Annotated in this window: 18 protein-coding genes and 2 pseudogenes; 10 read left to right on the plus strand and 10 right to left on the minus strand. The window is 71.6% G+C overall.

The genetic code is table 11. The annotated features are described in order from the left end of the window. Window positions 1-4: 4 nt before the first annotated feature. Window positions 5-670: a class I SAM-dependent methyltransferase gene (locus tag QQY66_RS04650; protein ID WP_301977756.1), complete on the minus strand. Its 666-nt coding sequence runs from the start codon at window positions 668-670 to the stop codon at window positions 5-7. A 143-nt stretch (window positions 671-813) separates the two neighbouring features. On the opposite strand from QQY66_RS04650, the gene QQY66_RS04655 reads away from it, so the two are divergent. Next, on the plus strand, window positions 814-1557 hold the full coding sequence (locus QQY66_RS04655) for a maleylpyruvate isomerase family mycothiol-dependent enzyme (protein ID WP_301977757.1): 744 nt from the start codon (window positions 814-816) through the stop codon (window positions 1555-1557). A 13-nt stretch (window positions 1558-1570) separates the two neighbouring features. On the opposite strand, the gene QQY66_RS04660 is transcribed toward QQY66_RS04655, so the two are convergent. Beyond that, window positions 1571-1975: a MarR family winged helix-turn-helix transcriptional regulator gene (locus tag QQY66_RS04660; protein WP_301977758.1), complete on the minus strand. Its 405-nt coding sequence runs from the start codon at window positions 1973-1975 to the stop codon at window positions 1571-1573. 87 nt (window positions 1976-2062) lie between these two features. Here QQY66_RS04660 and QQY66_RS04665 point away from each other — a divergent pair, with 87 nt between their 5' ends. Beyond that, window positions 2063-3541: an MFS transporter gene (locus QQY66_RS04665; RefSeq protein WP_301977759.1), complete on the plus strand. Its 1479-nt coding sequence runs from the start codon at window positions 2063-2065 to the stop codon at window positions 3539-3541. Window positions 3542-3697: 156 nt separating this feature from the next. After that, on the plus strand, window positions 3698-3982 hold the full coding sequence (locus QQY66_RS04670) for a DUF6332 family protein (RefSeq protein WP_301977760.1): 285 nt from the start codon (window positions 3698-3700) through the stop codon (window positions 3980-3982). Here QQY66_RS04670 and QQY66_RS04675 read toward each other — a convergent pair. The 3 genes from QQY66_RS04675 to QQY66_RS04685 are packed head-to-tail and all read right to left on the minus strand — an operon-like array spanning window position 3943 to window position 7104. Continuing rightward, entirely contained in the window at window positions 3943-4608 is a 666-nt protein-coding gene (locus QQY66_RS04675; RefSeq protein ID WP_301977761.1) for a response regulator transcription factor, read from the minus strand. The two genes, QQY66_RS04670 and QQY66_RS04675, sit on opposite strands and share 40 nt — an antisense overlap. Continuing rightward, window positions 4605-5834: a sensor histidine kinase gene (locus QQY66_RS04680; protein WP_301977762.1), complete on the minus strand. Its 1230-nt coding sequence runs from the start codon at window positions 5832-5834 to the stop codon at window positions 4605-4607. The genes QQY66_RS04675 and QQY66_RS04680 overlap by 4 nt, the downstream gene beginning before the upstream one ends. A 10-nt stretch (window positions 5835-5844) precedes the next feature. Then, on the minus strand, window positions 5845-7104 hold the full coding sequence (locus tag QQY66_RS04685) for an MMPL family transporter (RefSeq protein ID WP_301977763.1): 1260 nt from the start codon (window positions 7102-7104) through the stop codon (window positions 5845-5847). Window positions 7105-7298: 194 nt separating this feature from the next. Here QQY66_RS04685 and QQY66_RS50220 point away from each other — a divergent pair. Then, window positions 7299-7805: pseudogene (locus QQY66_RS50220) on the plus strand (BTAD domain-containing putative transcriptional regulator); the annotation flags it as partial. A 5-nt stretch (window positions 7806-7810) separates the two neighbouring features. Further along, window positions 7811-7978 (plus strand): hypothetical protein, encoded by a 168-nt coding sequence (locus QQY66_RS04695; RefSeq protein ID WP_301977765.1) that lies wholly within the window; start codon window positions 7811-7813, stop codon window positions 7976-7978. A 132-nt stretch (window positions 7979-8110) separates the two neighbouring features. Here QQY66_RS04695 and QQY66_RS04700 read toward each other — a convergent pair whose 3' ends face one another. Then, the gene (locus tag QQY66_RS04700) at window positions 8111-8848 is read right to left on the minus strand and encodes a TetR/AcrR family transcriptional regulator (RefSeq protein WP_301977766.1); all 738 of its coding nucleotides are present in this window, start codon (window positions 8846-8848) and stop codon (window positions 8111-8113) included. Between the two features lie 209 nt (window positions 8849-9057). Here QQY66_RS04700 and QQY66_RS04705 point away from each other — a divergent pair, with 209 nt between their 5' ends. Further along, window positions 9058-9513, plus strand: a complete 456-nt coding sequence (locus QQY66_RS04705) for a nitroreductase family deazaflavin-dependent oxidoreductase (RefSeq protein WP_301977767.1) — start codon at window positions 9058-9060, stop codon at window positions 9511-9513. Here the strand turns inward: QQY66_RS04705 and QQY66_RS04710 are convergent. Then, window positions 9503-10744 carry a geranylgeranyl reductase family protein gene (locus QQY66_RS04710; RefSeq protein WP_301977768.1) on the minus strand — a complete coding sequence of 414 codons (1242 nt, stop codon included), beginning with the start codon at window positions 10742-10744 and terminating at the stop codon, window positions 9503-9505. The two genes, QQY66_RS04705 and QQY66_RS04710, sit on opposite strands and share 11 nt — an antisense overlap. A gap of 133 nt (window positions 10745-10877) precedes the next feature. On the opposite strand from QQY66_RS04710, the gene QQY66_RS04715 reads away from it, so the two are divergent. After that, window positions 10878-12233 (plus strand): dipeptidase, encoded by a 1356-nt coding sequence (locus tag QQY66_RS04715; protein ID WP_301977769.1) that lies wholly within the window; start codon window positions 10878-10880, stop codon window positions 12231-12233. Between the two features lie 11 nt (window positions 12234-12244). Beyond that, window positions 12245-13282, plus strand: a complete 1038-nt coding sequence (locus tag QQY66_RS04720; RefSeq protein WP_301977770.1) for a protein kinase family protein — start codon at window positions 12245-12247, stop codon at window positions 13280-13282. Between the two features lie 9 nt (window positions 13283-13291). Here QQY66_RS04720 and QQY66_RS04725 read toward each other — a convergent pair whose 3' ends face one another. Both QQY66_RS04725 and QQY66_RS04730 read right to left on the minus strand, forming a co-directional pair. After that, window positions 13292-14332 carry an NUDIX hydrolase gene (locus tag QQY66_RS04725; protein ID WP_301977771.1) on the minus strand — a complete coding sequence of 347 codons (1041 nt, stop codon included), beginning with the start codon at window positions 14330-14332 and terminating at the stop codon, window positions 13292-13294. Window positions 14333-14476: 144 nt separating this feature from the next. Beyond that, complete coding sequence (locus QQY66_RS04730; RefSeq protein ID WP_301987170.1) at window positions 14477-14755, minus strand: hypothetical protein; 279 nt, start codon at window positions 14753-14755, stop codon at window positions 14477-14479. A gap of 180 nt (window positions 14756-14935) precedes the next feature. Between QQY66_RS04730 and QQY66_RS04735 the strand changes: the two genes are divergently transcribed. Then, a complete protein-coding gene (locus QQY66_RS04735; RefSeq protein WP_301977772.1) occupies window positions 14936-15274 on the plus strand; it encodes a hypothetical protein in 339 nt (112 codons plus the stop codon). A 167-nt stretch (window positions 15275-15441) separates the two neighbouring features. Further along, window positions 15442-16365, plus strand: a pseudogene (locus QQY66_RS04740) (NPCBM/NEW2 domain-containing protein); the annotation flags it as partial. 105 nt (window positions 16366-16470) lie between these two features. Here the strand turns inward: QQY66_RS04740 and QQY66_RS04745 are convergent. After that, a complete protein-coding gene (locus QQY66_RS04745) occupies window positions 16471-17424 on the minus strand; it encodes an ROK family protein (protein ID WP_301977773.1) in 954 nt (317 codons plus the stop codon). Window positions 17425-17539: the final 115 nt, after the last annotated feature.

The raw sequence follows: 17539 nt of genomic DNA on the forward strand, positions 1-17539 counted from the left end.
CCGCTCAGCCCGGCAGTCGCTGCGTCACCCGCCACAGCCGGCGCGGCAGTTCGCCCTCCTCGAAGGCGTACACGTCGACGCCTTCCCAGCCTTCCGCCAGTTCCTCCACCAGCGTGCGGTCGAAGAAGTGCACCGCGAAGCCGCCGTGTTCGAAGATGTCGTCGCCGTGGGAGACGCCGGCGCCGTAGTGGGCGTCCCCGATGTGGCGGACGGAGTAGACGAAGGCACCGCCGGGGCGCAGCACGCGGCGTACCTCGGTGACGAGGGCGTGGATCTCCTCGGTGGACAGGGCCATGCACAGCAGCATGTGCGCGAACACCCCGTCCTCGGACGCGTCGGGCAGCGGCAGCGCCTCGCGTACGTCGTGGACCGTCGTCGTCACCGACAGGCCGGACCCGGCCGCCCGGGCGCGGAGTTGCTCCAGGCCCTCGGCGCTGAAATCCGTGGCGTGCACGGCGAAGCCCTCGCGGGCGAAGTACAGGGCGTCCCGTCCGTGCCCCGCGCCCAGCTCCAGCACCTCGTGTGCGCCCGCCCGCCGGAAGACCTCGGCGGCGTGCACCGCGGGAGCGGACGGCTCGTCGCCGTACATGCCCGGATGACCGGCGTAGGTGCGCTGCCAGTGCTGCCGCTGCTCCCGAGCCAGTGCCTCGTCCTGCTCCCGCTCGCCCATCGGTACTCCTCCGTTTCGCGAAGCCCCGACGGGGCCGAGGGCAGCCTAAGGTCCACGCGCCGGGTTACCGGGGAACCCGGCGGCCCGATCTCCAGCCTCTGCGCTCTTCCCTTCGACCGCACTCCATACGGCACACTCGGCGCATGGAGACAGCCGAGTTCGTACGGATACTCGACCGGGAAGGCCAGTCGCTGGCCTCGGCCGCCGAGGATGCCGGCACCGACGTGAAAGTACCGACCTGCCCGGACTGGCAGGTGCGGGACCTGCTGCGGCACACCGGGATGGTGCATCGCTGGGCGGCGGCCTTCGTCGCCGAGGGGCACACCGCCTACCACCCCGACGGGGGCCTGCCCGACCTCGACGGGGCCGACCTCGTGGCCTGGTTCCGCGAAGGGCACCGGTATCTCGTCGACACCCTCTCCACCGCCGCTCCCGACGTGGAGTGCTGGCATTTCCTGCCCGCGCCGTCGCCACTCGCGTTCTGGACGCGCAGGCAGGCGCACGAGACCACCGTGCACCGTTTCGACGCCGAACTGGCCCGCGGCGGAACGCCGTCCGAGATCGCCCCCGCCTTCGCGGTGGACGGCATCGACGAACTGCTGCTCGCGTTCCACGCCCGCCCCAAGAGCAGGGTGCGCACCGATGAGCCCCGGGTGCTGCGGGTGCGGGCGACGGACACGGACGACGCGGTGTGGACCGTACGACTGTCTCCGGAGCCGCCCGCGGCCACACGCGACGACGCCTCGGCCGCGATCGCCGCCGACTGCGAGATCAGTGGTCCGGCGGCCCGGATCTATCTGTCGCTCTGGAACCGGCTGCCGTTCCCCGCCGTCAAGGGCGACGCCTCGCTCGCCGCGCTGTGGCGGGAGAAGTCCGCCGTCACATGAAGTTGAGCCGCCGTCACGTGGCCCTGGGGCCGGCGAGCATCCGCGTCAGCACCTCGCGCTGCACCGGCAGCACCTCGCCGTGCAGCGAGCGCCCCTTCGGGGTGAGGGCCACCTTGACGCCTCGCCGGTCCTCCGGGCACATGCCGCGCTCGACGAGGCCGTCCTTCTCGAGCCGGGCGACGAGCCGGGACAGTGCGCTCTGGGTGAGGTGGACGCGCTCGGAGATCTCCTGGACGCGGTAGGAACAGGTGCCGTCCACCGCGCGCGCCTCGGCCAGGACGTCGAGTACCTGGAAGTCGCTTGCGCACAGGCCGTGTTGGTGGAGAGCGCGGTCGAGTTCGCACTGTGTGCGCGCATGGAGTGCGAGCATGTCGCGCCACTGTTCCACGAGCGTCTGTTCGGGCTTCTTCGCCGCCATAGCGCGGCACCGTAGCAGAGAAGCGGCTTTGTTGCATCAGAATTAAATGCGCTCGCATCTGATGCATGCGCATGTATTGTCTGCAGCATGACCTCTCCGCTCACCACCCCCACGTCCGACGGACGCTGGACGCCCCGGCTGTGGGGCACCCTGCTGGTGCTCTGCGCCGCGATGTTCCTGGACGCGCTGGACGTGTCGATGGTCGGCGTCGCCCTGCCGTCCATAGGCGCCGATCTCGGTCTGTCCACCTCGACGCTGCAGTGGATCGTCAGCGGCTACATCCTGGGATACGGCGGCCTGCTGCTGCTCGGCGGACGGACCGCCGACCTGCTGGGCCGGCGCCAGGTCTTCCTGGTGGCCCTGGGTGTCTTCGCGCTCGCCTCGCTGCTCGGCGGGCTCGTAGACTCGGGCCCGCTGCTGATCGCCAGCCGCTTCATCAAGGGCCTGAGCGCGGCGTTCACGGCGCCCGCCGGCCTGTCGATCATCACCACGACCTTCCCCGAGGGCCCGCTGCGCAACCGGGCCCTGTCCATCTACACCACCTGCGCGGCCACCGGCTTCTCGATGGGCCTGGTGCTGTCCGGTCTGCTCACCGAGGCCAGTTGGCGCCTGACCATGCTGCTGCCCGCGCCCATCGCCCTGATCGCCCTGATCGCGGGCCTGAAGCTGCTGCCGCGCAGCGCCCGCGAGAAGGACCACAACGGCTACGACATTCCCGGTGCGGTCCTCGGCACCGCCTCGATGCTGCTGCTGGTCTTCACCGTCGTACAGGCCCCGGAGGTCGGCTGGGCCTCGGCCCGCACGCTGCTGTCCTTCCTCGCCGTCGCCGTACTGCTCACGGTGTTCGTCCTGGTCGAGCGGCGCTCGCCGGGCCCGCTGATCCGGCTCGGCGTGCTGCGCTCCGGCATCCAGATCCGCGCCCAGCTCGGCGCGATGTTCTTCTTCGGGTCGTACATCGGCTTCCAGTTCCTGGTCACCCTGTACATGCAGTCGCTGCTCGGCTGGTCGGCGCTGCACACAGCGCTCGCCTTCCTGCCCGCGGGCGCGCTGGTGGCGCTGTCCGCGACGAAGATGGGCTCGATCGTCGACCGGTTCGGCACCCAGCGGCTCCTCCCGGCGGGCTTCGGGCTGATGGTCATCGGGTACGCCCTGTTCCTGCAGGTCGACCTCGACCCCGTGTACGCCGCCGCGATCCTGCCGTCGATGCTGCTCATCGGCGCGGCCTGCGCGCTGGTCTTCCCGTCGCTCAACATCCAGGCCACCAACGGCGTCGACGACCACGAGCAGGGCATGGTCTCCGGGCTGCTCAACACCTCGGTCCAGGTGGGCGGCGCGATCTTCCTGGCCATCGTGACGGCGGTGGTCACCGCGGGCGCGCCCGACGACGCCACCCCGCAGGCCGTCCTCGACAGCTACCGGCCCGGGTTGGTCGTCGTGACGGGCATCGCCGTCGCCGGGCTGCTGATCACCCTCACCGGGCTGCGCCCCGCCCGTCGTCCGCGGCAGTCCGTCGTCGTCGCCAAGTCCACGGTGCAGGAACCGGAGCGCGTGTCCGTGCGCGACTAAGCGCTGTGCCGCGATGGGCCGTCGATCGTCTGCGGCGCCATCGTGGCTGGTCGCGCAGTTCCCCGCGAACCGCAGCCGACTTCACCGACCTGCCCCCTGTGTGCGCCCGGCGGAGCCTGCTTGCTCCGCCGGGCGCACGCCTGTGACACTGCACGGATGAGCGAATACGGGGGACGGCGCAGTCAGGCGCAGCGGGACGCGATCACCGTCGAGATCGGATACGCGCTGTTCAGTGCGGCGTTCGTGGCGGCCGTCGTCTTCGGGGCCGTCGCCGGTCCGGCGCTGCTCTTCGAACTGCCCGACACCATGGAGACGTTGCTGCTGCGCACCGGGCTCGTGCTCGCGCCGGTACTCTTCGTCGCCCGCGTCGTCAGCGTGCTGCTCCGCTTCCGGCAGCCGCCTCAGCCCAGCCAGCCCGGCCGCACCAGCCCCGACTCGTAGGCCAGCACGACGAGTTGGGCCCGGTCCCGAGCGCCCAGCTTCACCATCGTGCGGCTGACGTGGGTCTTCGCGGTGAGCGGGCTGACGACCAGGCGGCGCGCGATCTCGTCGTTGGACAGGCCGATGCCGACCAGCGCCATCACCTCCCGTTCCCGCTCGGTGAGTTCGCCAAGGACGTCGGCGGCCGCGGGCTCCTTGGAGCGGGCGGCGAACTCGGCGATCAGGCGGCGCGTCACGCCCGGCGACAGCAGCGCGTCGCCCCCGACCACCGCCCGTACGGCGCGCAGCAGTTCCTCCGGCTCGGTGTCCTTGACCAGGAAGCCGGAGGCGCCGGAACGGATCGCCTCGAAGACGTACTCGTCGAGCTCGAAGGTGGTGAGCATGACGACCTTGACGTCCTTCAGCTCGCCTTCGTCGGTGATACGACGGGTCGCGCCCAGTCCGTCGAGCTTGGGCATGCGGATGTCCATGAGGACGACATCGGGGCGCAGTTCGCGCACCATGCGCAGCGCCTCCTCGCCGTCGGCGGCCTCCCCGGCGACCTCGATGTCCGGCTGGGCGTCGAGCAGCGCCTTGAAGCCTGCGCGGACCAGCGACTGGTCGTCGGCGAGCAGTACGCGGATCACCGGTCGTCCTCCTTGGCATTGAGCGGCAGTACCGCCAGCACGCGGAATCCGCCGTCGTCGCGCGGTCCCGCCTCGATCGTGCCACCGAGGGCCGCGGCCCGCTCCCGCATTCCGGCCAGTCCATTGCCGCTGCCGCCCGCGTCGGCGCCGGTCGCGGGCCCGTCGTCGTCGATCCGCAGCCGTAGCGCCCCGCCCTCGTGATCGAGGTGCACGCGCGCGTGCCGCGAGCCCGAGTGCCGTACGACATTGGTCAGGGCCTCCTGGACGATACGGAACGCCGCGAGGTCCGCGCCGGGCGGCAGCGGCGGGGACTCGCCCTCGACCGCGACGGTAAGGCCCGCGCTCGCCGCCTGCTCCACCAGTTCGGGCAGCCGGTCGAGGCCGGGTGCGGGCGCGCGCGGCGCGGCACCCGGCGTGCGGAGCGTGTCGAGGACCTGGCGGACCTCGCCGAGCGCCTCCTTGCTGGCGGCCTTGATCGTGCTGAGCGCCGTGCGCGCCTGTTCGGGGTCGGAGTCGAGGAGCGCGAGACCGACGCCCGCCTGGACATTGATGACCGAGATGCTGTGCGCGAGGACGTCGTGCAGCTCACGCGCGATCCGCAGCCGCTCCTCGTCGGCACGCCGCTTGGCCGCCTGGGCGCGCTCGGCCCGCTCCCGGGCCCACTGCTCCCTCCGGACCTTGACCAGCTCGGCCAGCGCCACGATGGCGACCACCCAGGCGGCGACCACGCCTTCCGTCCCCCAGGGCTGAGGCCCGTCCCCGGACGGCGGCAGCCAGCGGTACAGCCAGTGCGCGATCAGCACATGCCCGATCCACAGCATCCCCACGGCCGCCCACGCGGCCCGCCGATGCCCGGAGACGATGGCGCTGAAGCAGGCCAGGGCCACGGCGAGGAAGATCGGCCCGTACGGGTACCCGGCGCCGAAGTAGCCCATCGCGGCCGTCGCCGTGCCGAAGACCACGGCGACCGGATACCGCTGCCGCCACAGCAACTGGACGCAGGCCGCGACCAGCAGCGCCCGCGCGAAGGGGTCCAGCGCCGCACGCTCGCCGGCCTGCGCCTCAGCCGCGAAGCCCGAGCCGACCAGCACGAACACGGTGAGCGCCGCGGTGGAACGCCAGGGCCACCGCGCGCCCCGCTCCTCGTCGTCCCAGCGGTGCGCCCACGGCGGCCCGTACCGCCACCACGGCGGCGCGCCTCCACCGCGTACCCGAAGCCTGTCCATGTCCGCAACGCTAGACGCCACGGGCGACCTGCGACGTCAGCCGGACGGGGTGATCACACATACTCCCCGCGAAGTACGTCCTCCTCCCTCTTCTCCTCCCGCACCCGCAGCCGGCGCAGCCGCCTCGGCGCCACCAATTCGCCCGCCCCGCCAGCCGCGTGGTCACCGGCAGCAGCACGACCCGGATGAGGGTGGCGTCGACGAGGATCGTCAGGGCGGTCCCGATGCCCAGCTCCTTGAGGAACACGACGCCTCCGGTGGCGTACGACAGGAACGACAGCGCCAGGATCCCGGCCGCGGCGGTGACCAGCGGTGCGCTGCGCCGGATGCCCTCGCCGACGGCCTGCTCGGTGTCGCCGGTGCGGTCGTGTTCCTCCTTGATGCGCGCGAGCAGGAACACCTCGTAGTCCATGGACAGCCCGTACGCCACGCAGAACATCAGCACCGGGACGCTCGGCTCGATCGAGCCCGTCGGGGTGAAGCCGAGGAGCCCGGACAGATGCCCCTCCTGGAAGACCCACACCAGACAGCCGAACATCACCGACAGGCTGAGCAGATTCAGCACGGTCGCTTTCGCGGGCAGCAGCACGCTCCCGGTCATCAGGAAGAGGATCACGTACGTCGCCACCAGCACGATCCCGATCGCGAGCGGGAGCCGGTCGAGCAGCGTGGAGCGGAAGTCGGTCATCTCGCCCGGGTAGCCGCCGACCAGGGCGGGAGCGGGGGCCGGGGTGTCCCTGACGCGTTCGACGAAGGCGAGGACGTCGCCGTACATGGCCTGCTGGGTGGGTACGACGGCCACGCGCACGCTTCCGTCGGGTGCCCTCAGCCGGTCCTGGCCGGCGGGTGCGGTGCGCACTCCCTCGCGGTAGGTCCCTTCGGGTGCGTCGACCTGGAACACGCCCGGGAGACGGGAGAGTTCGGCGGCGTACGCGCGCGTGTCGGCCGGTTTGCCGAGGACGACCTGGACGGTGTCCGTGGGTTCGGCGGCGAACTCGCGGTGCACGATCTCGGAGGCGGTGCGCGAGGACGTGCCCTCGGGGAGCGTGCGCTCGTCGGGGAGACCGAAGCGCAGGCCGAGCAGGGGCGAGGCGGCGACGAGCAGGATCGTGAGCACGCCGGCGCCGGCGAGGAACGGGCGGCGCATGGCGGCGCGAGCCGCGCGGTGCCAGAAGCCGGATGCGGGTGCGGGTGCGGGTGCGGCGGGACGCTCCACGCGGGGGCCCCAGCGGCCGAGCGCGGCAGGCAGAAGGAGCACGGCTCCGGCCACCGCGATGAGGCTGGAAGATCCACTGGAAGACGGGGTGCGCGTCAGGCTCGACGCATGGGGACAACGGGGACTGCGCGGGCCCGCACACGGCGACGACGGCGGCTTCACCCGCCCTGCGCTGCGAACTGCTCGGCCCACTGCGCGCGTTGCGCGACGGCGTGGAGATCCCGCTCGGCCCACCGAAGCAACGCGCGGTGCTCGCCGTCCTGTTGCTCCAGGAGGGGCGGCCCTTGTCGTACGACGGCCTGGTCGAGGCCGTGTGGGGCGGGGCGCCGCCGGTGCATGTGCGCAACCTGGTGCAGAAGTACGTCTCCGGGCTGCGCCGCGCGCTCGGAGACGGGCCGGAGCTGTCGTGGACCGGCACCGGATATCTGCTCACCGGAGCAGAGGCTGACGACCTGTGCGAACGACGCCGCCTGGTGGTCCAGGCCCTGGCGGCACGGGACGCGGGCGAGCTGCGGCAGGCGGGTGAACTGGCCCGACGTGCCGAGGAGTTGTGGCGCGGCGATTTCGCCGAGGGCCTGCAGGCGCCCCACCTTGCGGCGCAGCGACTGCGCTGGGCCGAGAAACGGCTCACCGTCCTCGAAGCCCGGCTCGCCGGAGCGATCGAACTCGGCCAGTCCTTCGAGTACGTCCACGAACTCGTCCGGCTCGTGGCGGCGCACCCCGTGCGCGAGCGCCTCGTCGAGCTGCTGATGCCGGCGCTGTGCCGCACCGGCCGGCCGACGGACGCGCTCACCGCATACGAGGCCGCGCGCAGCGGCTCGCCGAGGCGATGGTCGCGGATCCGGGGCCCGCGCTGCGGTCGCTGCATGAGCGGATCCTGCGCCAGGACTCGGAGTTGCTGCCGGTGCCGGTGGTTGCGGTGCGGTAGGGCTGCTAAGGCCCTGGTGAATTGGGCTGCGGTTCAGCAGCGCCCCCGAAGGGGCGCGGGGCTGTATCTATATGCGGCTCCGCCGCGTGGGCGCGGCCAGCCACAACGTACCCGCAGACGACCGGCGACCTCTCACCGCACTTCCCGCGGAGCGCTCCGCACGGTTGCCCTGCCCTTTTGCGGATACACCAGGCCCACGCCATGGGCGAGTTGAGCCACCGCATGCCGGAAGAACGTCTCGCGGTCCTCCACGACCCGGTTGAAATGACCGAACAGCTCGAAGCCGATCAGCCCGTACAGCTGCGCCCAGGCCGCGACGAGTGCGTTGACCGTCTCGGGCGGCAGGTCGGGCGCGTGGTCGGCCGTCATCCGTTCGGCCTCGGGGCGCAGTTCGGCGGGCAGCGGCGGCTTGGCGAGGCCGAGGCCCTGGTAGGCGTCGCGGACGATCCCGATGAAGACGAGGGCGACCCGGGAGGCTGCGGGGACGGTGTCGTCGGGCGCGGTGTAGCCGGGGACCGGCGAACCGTAGATCAGCGCGTACTCGTGCGGATGCCCCAGCGCCCACGCGCGTACCGCCTCGCACACCGTGACCCAGCGCTGTGCGGGCCCGGCGTCCGCGGCCTTCTCGTGCGCCGCCTCCGCGCTCTGGCCCATGGAGTTGTAGGCGTCGATGATGAGGGCGGTGAGCAGGTCGTCGCGGCTCGGGAAGTAGCGGTAGAGCGCGGAGGAGGCCATGCCGAGTTCGCGGGCCACTGCGCGCAGCGAGAGCTTGGCGGCGCCTTCGGCCGCGAGCTGTCTGCGCGCCTCGTCCTTGATGGCGGCGGTGACCTCGATCCTGGCTCGGGCGCGGGCTCCTTGTGCGGTCCTCATACGAAGAAGTGTTCCATGTTTTCGGAGCAGTGCACACAAACAAGAGCGGGGAACGCAGAAAAGAGCAGTACACGCAAAAGAGAGCAGTGCTCTTGCTTTGGATCACCGATCTCGGGCAGACTTCGAGAGAAGCGAGAGCAGCGCTCACAAACACGATCGGCGCTCGCGCAAGCGAGCGCCGCTCTCCCGCCAAGTCCCTGGGGGCCCAGATGTCCACGTCCACCCACGTCCAGAAGCCCGGCTGGTTCACCATCAACGTCTTCAACCGCTCCGTGGCCTGGATGACGCGCCGCGGGCTCAGCGTCTGGGGCTCCCGGGTCCTCGCCGTCCGTGGCCGCAAGAGCGGCGAGTGGCGCACGACACCGGTCAACCTGCTCACCGTGGACGGCGCGCAGTACCTCGTCGCACCCCGCGGCCACGTCCAGTGGACGCACAACATGCGGGCCGCGGGCGGCGGTGAGCTGCGGCTCGGCAAGAACGTGGAGACGTTCACCGCGACCGAGGTCGCCGACGACGACAAGCCCCCGCTGCTGCGCGCCTACATCAAGCGCTGGAAGGCCGAGGTCGGTGTGTTCTTCAAGGGCGTCGGCCCGGACTCGTCCGACGAGGAGCTGAGGCGCACCGCCCCCGACCACCCGGTGTTCCGGATCACGGTCAAGAGCTGACCTCGCCGGCCTCGCCGCCGACGGGCCGGCGGTCCAGCGCGGTCAGGGCGCGCTGGGCCATCGGATGCGAGCGGACGATCTCGCCCAGCGAGGTCGCCCCGCGCGTGATGTCCGTGAACGCCTTCCAGGCGGGCCGAAAGCCGGTCAGCGCCGCGTGGAAGAGACCGGGGCGCCGCTCGAACACGGTCAGCAGCCGCTTGCCGACCGCCATCTCCACGCCCAGCCCCGCCTTGATGGCGAAGGCGTAGTTCAGGGCCTGGCGCCGGGTGTCCACCGCGTCGTTCGCCTCGGCGATCCGCACCGCCCACTCCCCCGCGAGCCGCCCCGACCGCAGCGCGAACGAGATGCCCTCGCGCGTCCACGGCTCCAGCAGCCCCGCCGCGTCCCCGCACACCAGCACCCGCCCGCGCGACAGGGGCGAGTCGTCGGCGCGGCAGCGCGTCAAGTGGCCGGAGGAGATGCTCGGTTCGAATCCGGCGAGCCCGAGCCGCCCGACGAAGTCCTCCAGGTACCGCTTCGTCGCCGCGCCCTCACCCCGCGCCGAGATGACCCCGACGGTCAGCGTGTCCCCCTTGGGAAACACCCACCCGTAACTGCCGGGCAGGGGCCCCCAGTCGAGGAGTACCCGCCCCTTCCAGTCCTCGGCGACGGTCTCCGGCACCGGGATCTCCGCCTCCAGGCCCAGATCCACCTGGCCGAGCTTCACGCCGACGTGCGCCCCTATGCGGCTGGCGCTGCCGTCGGCCCCCACCACCGCCCGCGCGAGCAGCGTCTCGCCGCCCTGCAGGACGACGGCGACCGTGCGCCGGTCCGGCACCGCCGACCCGTGCTGCTCGACCCGCGCCACCGTGACGCCCGTACGCAGCTCGGCGCCCGCCTTCTGCGCGTGCTCGACGAGCTGCTGGTCGAACTCGGAGCGGTTGATCAGGCCGAACAGCATCTGCTTGGAGCGGCGTGTACGCGTGAAGCGTCCGTTGCTGGAGAACGTGACCGCGTGCACCCGGTCCCGCAGCGGCAGCTCGAAGCCGGGCGGCAGGGAGTCGCGCGAGGGGCCGATGATCCCGCCGCCGCATGTCTTGTAGCGCGGCAGTTCGGCCTTCTCCAGCAACAGGACGCGGCGTCCCGCGACCGCCGCCGCGTACGCGGCCGAGGCCCCCGCGGGTCCCGCGCCCACCACGACGACGTCCCACACCTGCCGCACGTCGTCCGCCGAAGAGTTCTCGCTGCTCACGATGGTCTACTGCTCCCGATCAAGCCGCTGCCGCACCTGTCTCCCGCATCCTACGGCGGCCGTCGCCCGAGGCCGCTGTGGGAGGATCACAACACTTACTCGTCACAACGTCGCACCCACAAGGAGCGTGCCCATGTCGTCGAATCCGGTCGCCGAGACCGTCGCCTCGCTGATGCCCAGGGCGCGGGCGGAGCTCACCGAACTGGTGGCGTTCAAGTCGGTGGCGGACTTCGACCAGTTCCCGAAGAGCGAAAGCGAGGGCGCCGCGAACTGGGTCGCCGACGCGCTGCGTGCCGAGGGCTTCCAGGACGTGGCCCTGCTCGACACCCCCGACGGCACGCAGTCCGTGTACGGCTGCCTGCCCGGCCCCGAGGGCGCGAAGACGGTCCTGCTGTACGCCCACTACGACGTGCAGCCGCCGCTCGACGAGGCAGCGTGGACCACGCCGCCCTTCGAACTGACCGAGCGCGACGGCCGCTGGTACGGGCGCGGGGCCGCCGACTGCAAGGGCGGCGTGATCATGCACCTGCTCGCGCTGCGCGCGCTCAGGGCGAACGGCGGCATACCCGTCCACGTCAAGGTGATCGCCGAGGGTTCGGAGGAGATGGGTACGGGCGGACTGGAGCGGTACGCCGAGGAGCATCCGGAGCTCCTGGAGGCCGACACCGTCGTCATCGGCGACGCGGGCAACTTCCGCGTCGGCCTGCCGACGGTCACCTCCACCCTGCGCGGCATGACCCTCGTCCGCGTCCGCATCGACACGCTCGAAGGCAACCTGCACTCCGGCCAGTTCGGCGGCGCCGCGCCCGACGCGCTGGGCGCGCTGATCCGCGTACTGGACTCGCTGCGCGCGGAAGACGGTTCGACGACGGTCGACGGGCTCGCCGACGAAACGTCGTGGGACGGGCTGCAGTACGACGAGGAGCAGTTCCGCACGGATGCCAAGGTCCTGGACGGCGTGGAGCTGATCGGCTCCGGCACGGTCGCCGACCGCATCTGGGCGCGCCCGGCCGTCACGGTCCTCGGCATCGACTGCCCGCCGGTCGTCGGCGCCACCCCGTCCGTGCAGGCGAGCGCCCGCGCGCTGATCAGCCTGCGGGTGCCGCCGGGCGTGGACGCGGCCGAGGCGACCAAGCTGCTCCAGGCTCATCTGGAGGCCCACACGCCGTGGGGCGCCCGGGTGCACTCCGAGCAGGTCGGCCAAGGCCAGGCTTTCCGCGCCGACACGAGCAGCCCGGCGTACCAGGCGATGGCGGACGCGATGGCGGTGGCCTACCCGGGCCAGGACATGCAGTACGCCGGCCAGGGCGGCTCCATCCCTCTGTGCAACACCCTCGCCGCCCTCTACCCGAACGCCGAGATCCTGCTCATCGGCCTCAGCGAGCCGGAGGCCCAGATCCACGCGGTGAACGAGAGCGTGTCCCCGCAGGAGCTGGAGCGGCTGTCGGTGACGGAGGCACTGTTCCTGCGCAATTACGCGGGCAACTGAGCCACCGGGCCATGTCCCCCAACGAGCGCCTCGCCACCCACGGCGACATCGCGACCTCCCTCGCTCTCCTCAGCGACCTCGAACTCGCCGAGCTGGTGGCGTCGGGCACGTCCGTCACCACCGGCATCGGAGGGCGCGGCGCGGTCACGGAGGTCGCCGGTCGCCGTGTCTTCGTCAAGCGGGTGCCGGTCACGGACCTGGAGCTGCGTCCGGCCAACGTCCGCTCCACGGCGAACCTCTTCGGGCTGCCGACGTTCTGCCAGTACAACATCGGCGGCCCGGGCGGCGGGGCGTGGCGGGAGCTTGCCGCGCACGCCATGACGACGAACTGGGTGCTGACGGGCCGGTTCGCGGGGTTCCCACTCCTGCACCACTGGCGGGTGCTGCCCGATGCGGTTCAGCCGCTCCCGAAGGAACTGGCCGACGTGGAGCGGGCCGTCGCCTTCTGGGGAGGCGCCGAGCAGGTGCGGGCGCGGATCGAGGCGCTGGCGTCCGCTTCCGCGAGCCTGACGCTGTTCCTGGAGTACGTGCCATACACCCTGCACGACTGGCTCACCGAGCAACTGGCCACAGACGACACGGCCTGCGCCTTCGTGGAGAGCGAGCTGGAGGCCGTCGTCGCCTTCCTCCGGGACCACGAACTCCTGCACCTGGACACCCACTTCGGCAACATCCTCACGGACGGCCACCGCCTCTACCTCGCCGACTACGGCCTCGCCCTCTCCTCCCGCTTCCGACTCACCCCGGAGGAGAGGGACTTCTACGACCGGCACCGTGACTACGATCGCGCGTACGCCACCGGGTACCTCGCGAACTGGCTCGTCACCACCCTGCGCGGCTGCGGCGGCGAGGAGCGCAACGCCTTCATGCGTGCGTGTGCCGAGGGCGCGCCGCCGGTCGGGCTGCCGTCCGTCGCGGCGAGCGTGGTGGCCCGGCATGCCCGGACGGCCGTGGTGATGGCGGACTTCATCGGACGGCTCCAGTCCGAGAGCCGGGAGACGCCGTATCCGTACGAGGCGCTCCGCACTGCCCTCGCAACAGGCACGTGATGACGCAAGTCACGGCGTCGGAATCCCGGCCTCCAGATACAGTGCCGCCCCGCGTTCCCGCGCCCGCAACGCCCACCGCAGCCGCTCGTAGCGGACGGGCGGGAGCAGATCGGCGGCCTCCGCTTCGGTGACGAAACGCCAGTCGCGCAGTTCGGGGCCGGGCAGCAGCAGCCGGTGGGCCTCGGTGGAGTCGAGTCGACCGCCGTCGTAGAGAAGGCGCAGGCCGCCGAAGCCGGGCGGGGCCGGAGGTTCCCAGTCCACGACGAGGAGGCGGGGTACGTCGTCGAGCCGTATCCCGGTCTCCTCGGCGACCTCGCGCATGCCCGCGCGCGCGGGCGCCTCACCGGGTTCGACGACACCGCCGGGAAACTCCCAACCTGCCTTGTAGGTGGGGTCGACGAGCAGTACCCGGTCGTGTTCGTCGAAGAGGAGGACGCCTGCGGCGATCGTCTCGGCGGTGGGTTCCGGGGTTTGTACGATGTCACATACCGGAACGCTCCCACTGCTGACCGCGTCGGCGATACGGACCGCGGTCTCGTACGGCGTGAGGGCGCCGGTGTCGACGGGGTGGGCGTCGGCGGTAAGCCAGGATGCGAGGGCGGCGCGGTACGGCTCTATGTGGTCGTACGACCACTGCCGTATGCGCATCTCACCGTCGGGCAGTTCGGGCGGCACCTCCCGCCCGGCTATTCGTTCGCGCAGGATCGTTTCCGCCGGGGCGAGGAGCACATGCCGGACACTGATCCGGCGTGCGGCGAGCCCACCGAAGATCTCGTCGCGGTAGTCCTGGCGCAGCAGGGTCATCGGGACCACCAGCGTGCCGCCGAGTTCGGTGAGCATCGCGGCCGCCGTGTCGATCACCAGCCGCCGCCAGATCGGCAGATCCTGGTAGTCACCGACCTCGGCGAGGTGTTTGGGCGGAAGCAGGTGAGTGAGTGCTCCGCCGATGACCTCGGGGTCGAAGAGCGTGCTGTTCGGGATCAGGTCGATCAGTTCCCGTGCGGTGGTGGTCTTCCCCGCACCGAACGCACCGTTGATCCAAACGATCACGGTTCCCCCTCTTCTGTTGGCCCCCTGTGGCTTGCCCGCTCCACCCTGCCACCAAAACCAGCTCCCGTTGAGGGTGCACAAACGCAGAACGCCGGTGGCCCCCACAGCGGGGACACCGGCGTCGCGCTCCGGCCGTCGGCCTCGTCAGCCGATCTTGCCCTTGCCCTTCGGTCCGTGCGGGGTGTCGTCCAGCGCCATACGGAACTCCCTGGCGAGGAACGGGTCGACGGTGCCCATGGTCTCGTCGACGTCGACAACAGCCGGACTGTGGACCACGGCTGGGGTGCCGCCGAGAACAGCCGGACCGTGCAGTACGGCCGGACCGTGGAGTACGGCCGAGTCGCCGGGACCAGCCGGACGGTCGGGAGCAGCCGGACCGCTGGGCGCGGCGGGATCGTCGCCGTGGGCATGGGACGGCGACACAGCCGCGACGACGAAACCGGTGGCAAGGGAGGCGATGGCGAGCATGCTGCGCTTCTTCATGCCCCGCTCAACTGCGCGGACCGGGCCGGGGTCACGCACCCCTTGCCGAGGGAACCGGAACGGATGGCATCCATGCCCAACTGGCATGCTCTGCCGTGACGGCCACGACAAGGAGGGCGGATGAACGAGCAGGACCGGCACATCCACGTCGACGCGAAGGTGATGCGCAACAGTGCCGCCACGCGCAACATCCTGGCGTCCACGTTCGCTCTCGCCGGCGATCTCCCGAGCACCGTCACCGCCGGATGCGGCCTGCGTGTGCCGTACGCGATGACCTCCGCGCGCCCGGAGAGCGTCACCTGCCTGCCCTGCCGTGAACACGCCGCGCGTGAACACCTGCGCCTCGCCGAGGACATGGAGCGCCTGGGCGCCATGGCGGGCTCCACGATCCCGCGGGATCAGGCGGCCGACGCGGCGGCCTCGCTGCGCGACCTCGCACGCCGCTTCTCGGGTATGTGAGCACAGACTCACACCATCGAACGCGCGTCTTCCAACAGAGTCCGACACATCCTACCGTGAACGCACTTATGACGCGTACATGCAGTCATCCCACCTTTCGCTGGTTCGGAGGAACGTAACGATGCGTCACCTTCACACCCGCACAACCCGCACAAGAGTGGTCGGACGGCCTGCCCGAAGCCGACGCCTACACCCTGCGCGACCTGTGGCAGCACAAGAGCTACAACACCGCGGGCACCATCTCGGCCACCGTCCCGGCGCACGGCACGGTTCTCGTCCGGGTCGCGCCCGACCCGCGCTGGGCCAAGCATCCGCCCGCCGTCGAACTCGGCCTGGAGGGCAGCCCGTTGGTCGAGGCGGGTGAGCCGGCCGCACTGACGTCCACCGTCACCGACCTGGGACGCACGTCGGCCAAGCGCGTCTCCGTCGCGCTGACCGGTCCCGAGGGCTGGACCGTCAGGGCCACGTCACCGACGGCCACCGCCTCCCTGCCGACCGGCCGCTCGCTGCGCACCAAGTGGTCCGTCACCGCGCCATCAGGGACGCCCTCCGGGTCGTACGACCTGACGCTCAAGGCGAGTTACCGCTCCCCGGCCGGTGTCCGCGTCGACAGCGCGGTGCCGATCGCCGTGTCCGTGGTGGTGCCGCCGCCCTCGGGGACGTCCGGACTGGGTGACCTCCCGTGGTTGTCGGCCGCCAGCGGATGCGGGCCGGTCGAGAGCAACACCAGCAACGGGGAGAGCGACGCGGGCGACGGCAACCCGATCACCATCGGCGGGGTCGCGTACGCGAAGGGGCTCGGTGTGCACGCCGAGAGCGCCGTCGACTACTACGCCGGCGGTGCGTGCGAGACGGTGACCGCGGACGTCGGTGTCGACGACGAGAAGGGGGCGAACGGGACGGTCGCCTTCGAGATCTGGGCGGCCGGTACCAAGGCCGCCTCGACCGGCGTCCTCACCAACGCGATGCCCGCCCAGCCGCTCACCGCCGCCGTGACGGGCGCCCAGCTGATCCGCCTCGTCGTCACCGACGGCGGCGACGGTATCGACTCCGACCACGCGGACTGGGCGGACGCACAGCTGAGCTGCTGAGCCCGGCGGCGGGTTCGCACCCATGCCAGCCCGCACGACGACTCGGCGGCCGAGCCCCTCCCCCAGGGCCGACCGCCGAGTGAACGTTCCTGCTGAGGCCCTGCCTCACACCCCCGCAGCGGCCGCGTCCGGTCGCTTGGCGAGCGCGGCGGCGGCAGCGCCCACCAGTCCCGCGTCCGTCCCCATCTGTGCCGGCACCACGGTCAGGCGCTGCACGAAGGACAGCGTCGCGTAGTCGCTCAACGCCTTGCGCAACGGCGTGAAGAGCACATCGCCCGCCTTGCCGACGCCCCCGCCGATGACGGCGATGTCGATCTCGACGAGGGTCGCGGTGGCCGCGATGCCGGCGGCCAGGGCCTGGGCGGCGCGTTCGAAGGAGGCCACGGCGACGGGGTCGCCCTCGCGCGCGGCGGCGGCCACCGCGGCGGCGGAGGTGTCACCGTCGGGGCCCGGATGCCAGCCGCCCTCGAGCGCGCGCCGCGCGATGTTCGGGCCGCTCGCGATGCGCTCCACGCAGCCGCGCGAACCGCACGGGCAGTCGTCGCCGTCGAGATCCACGCTGATGTGCCCGATGTGGCCCGCGTTGCCGGTCGGCCCGGGGTGCAACTGGCCGCCCAGGACCAGGCCGCCGCCGACACCCGTGGAGACGACCATGCACAGCGCGTTGTCGTGGCCGCGGGCTGCGCCCTGCCAGTGCTCGGCTGCCGTGATCGCCACCCCGTCGCCGATCAGCTCGACGGGCAGCCCTCCGGCGGCGGCGCGCACCCGCCGTACGAGCGGGTAGTCGCGCCAGCCGGGCACGTTCACCGGGCTCACCGTGCCCGCGGAGGCGTCCACCGGGCCCGCGCTGCCGATGCCGAGCGCGGTGGCCCGTCCCCACAGCTCGGACGCGGTCAGTTCACCGAGCACCTCCTCGACGGCCTCCATCACGGTGTCGCCGTCCTCCTGTGCCGGAGTCGCGCGCTGTGCACGCACGAGGATGCTGCCGTGGCCGTCCACCAGCGCCCCGGCGATCTTGGTGCCGCCGATGTCGAGCGCAGCCACGAAGTCGGTGTGCATCTGTGTCTGATCTCCCGGTCAAGGATCGGTTCTCCCCGTCAACCACGGGAAAAAGGCGGGCCGGTCTCACGGTGGGGACGCAGGCCGGAGATTGCGGTGGACAGTCTCTCCCGCA

This window comes from Streptomyces sp. DG2A-72 (assembly GCF_030499575.1).
GTDB lineage: Bacteria > Actinomycetota > Actinomycetes > Streptomycetales > Streptomycetaceae > Streptomyces.

What these genes read in the sequence shown, in the direction of transcription:
- QQY66_RS04650 (WP_301977756.1), bottom strand. Translation starts at nt 670, where the DNA reads ATGGGCGAGCGGGAGCAGGACGAGGCACTGGCTCGGGAGCAGCGGCAG.
- QQY66_RS04655 (WP_301977757.1), top strand. Translation starts at nt 814, where the DNA reads ATGGAGACAGCCGAGTTCGTACGGATACTCGACCGGGAAGGCCAGTCG.
- QQY66_RS04660 (WP_301977758.1), bottom strand. Translation starts at nt 1,975, where the DNA reads ATGGCGGCGAAGAAGCCCGAACAGACGCTCGTGGAACAGTGGCGCGAC.
- QQY66_RS04665 (WP_301977759.1), top strand. Translation starts at nt 2,063, where the DNA reads ATGACCTCTCCGCTCACCACCCCCACGTCCGACGGACGCTGGACGCCC.
- QQY66_RS04670 (WP_301977760.1), top strand. Translation starts at nt 3,698, where the DNA reads ATGAGCGAATACGGGGGACGGCGCAGTCAGGCGCAGCGGGACGCGATC.
- QQY66_RS04680 (WP_301977762.1), bottom strand. Translation starts at nt 5,834, where the DNA reads ATGGACAGGCTTCGGGTACGCGGTGGAGGCGCGCCGCCGTGGTGGCGG.
- QQY66_RS04700 (WP_301977766.1), bottom strand. Translation starts at nt 8,848, where the DNA reads ATGAGGACCGCACAAGGAGCCCGCGCCCGAGCCAGGATCGAGGTCACC.
- QQY66_RS04705 (WP_301977767.1), top strand. Translation starts at nt 9,058, where the DNA reads ATGTCCACGTCCACCCACGTCCAGAAGCCCGGCTGGTTCACCATCAAC.
- QQY66_RS04715 (WP_301977769.1), top strand. Translation starts at nt 10,878, where the DNA reads ATGTCGTCGAATCCGGTCGCCGAGACCGTCGCCTCGCTGATGCCCAGG.
- QQY66_RS04720 (WP_301977770.1), top strand. Translation starts at nt 12,245, where the DNA reads ATGTCCCCCAACGAGCGCCTCGCCACCCACGGCGACATCGCGACCTCC.
- QQY66_RS04735 (WP_301977772.1), top strand. Translation starts at nt 14,936, where the DNA reads ATGAACGAGCAGGACCGGCACATCCACGTCGACGCGAAGGTGATGCGC.
- QQY66_RS04745 (WP_301977773.1), bottom strand. Translation starts at nt 17,424, where the DNA reads ATGCACACCGACTTCGTGGCTGCGCTCGACATCGGCGGCACCAAGATC.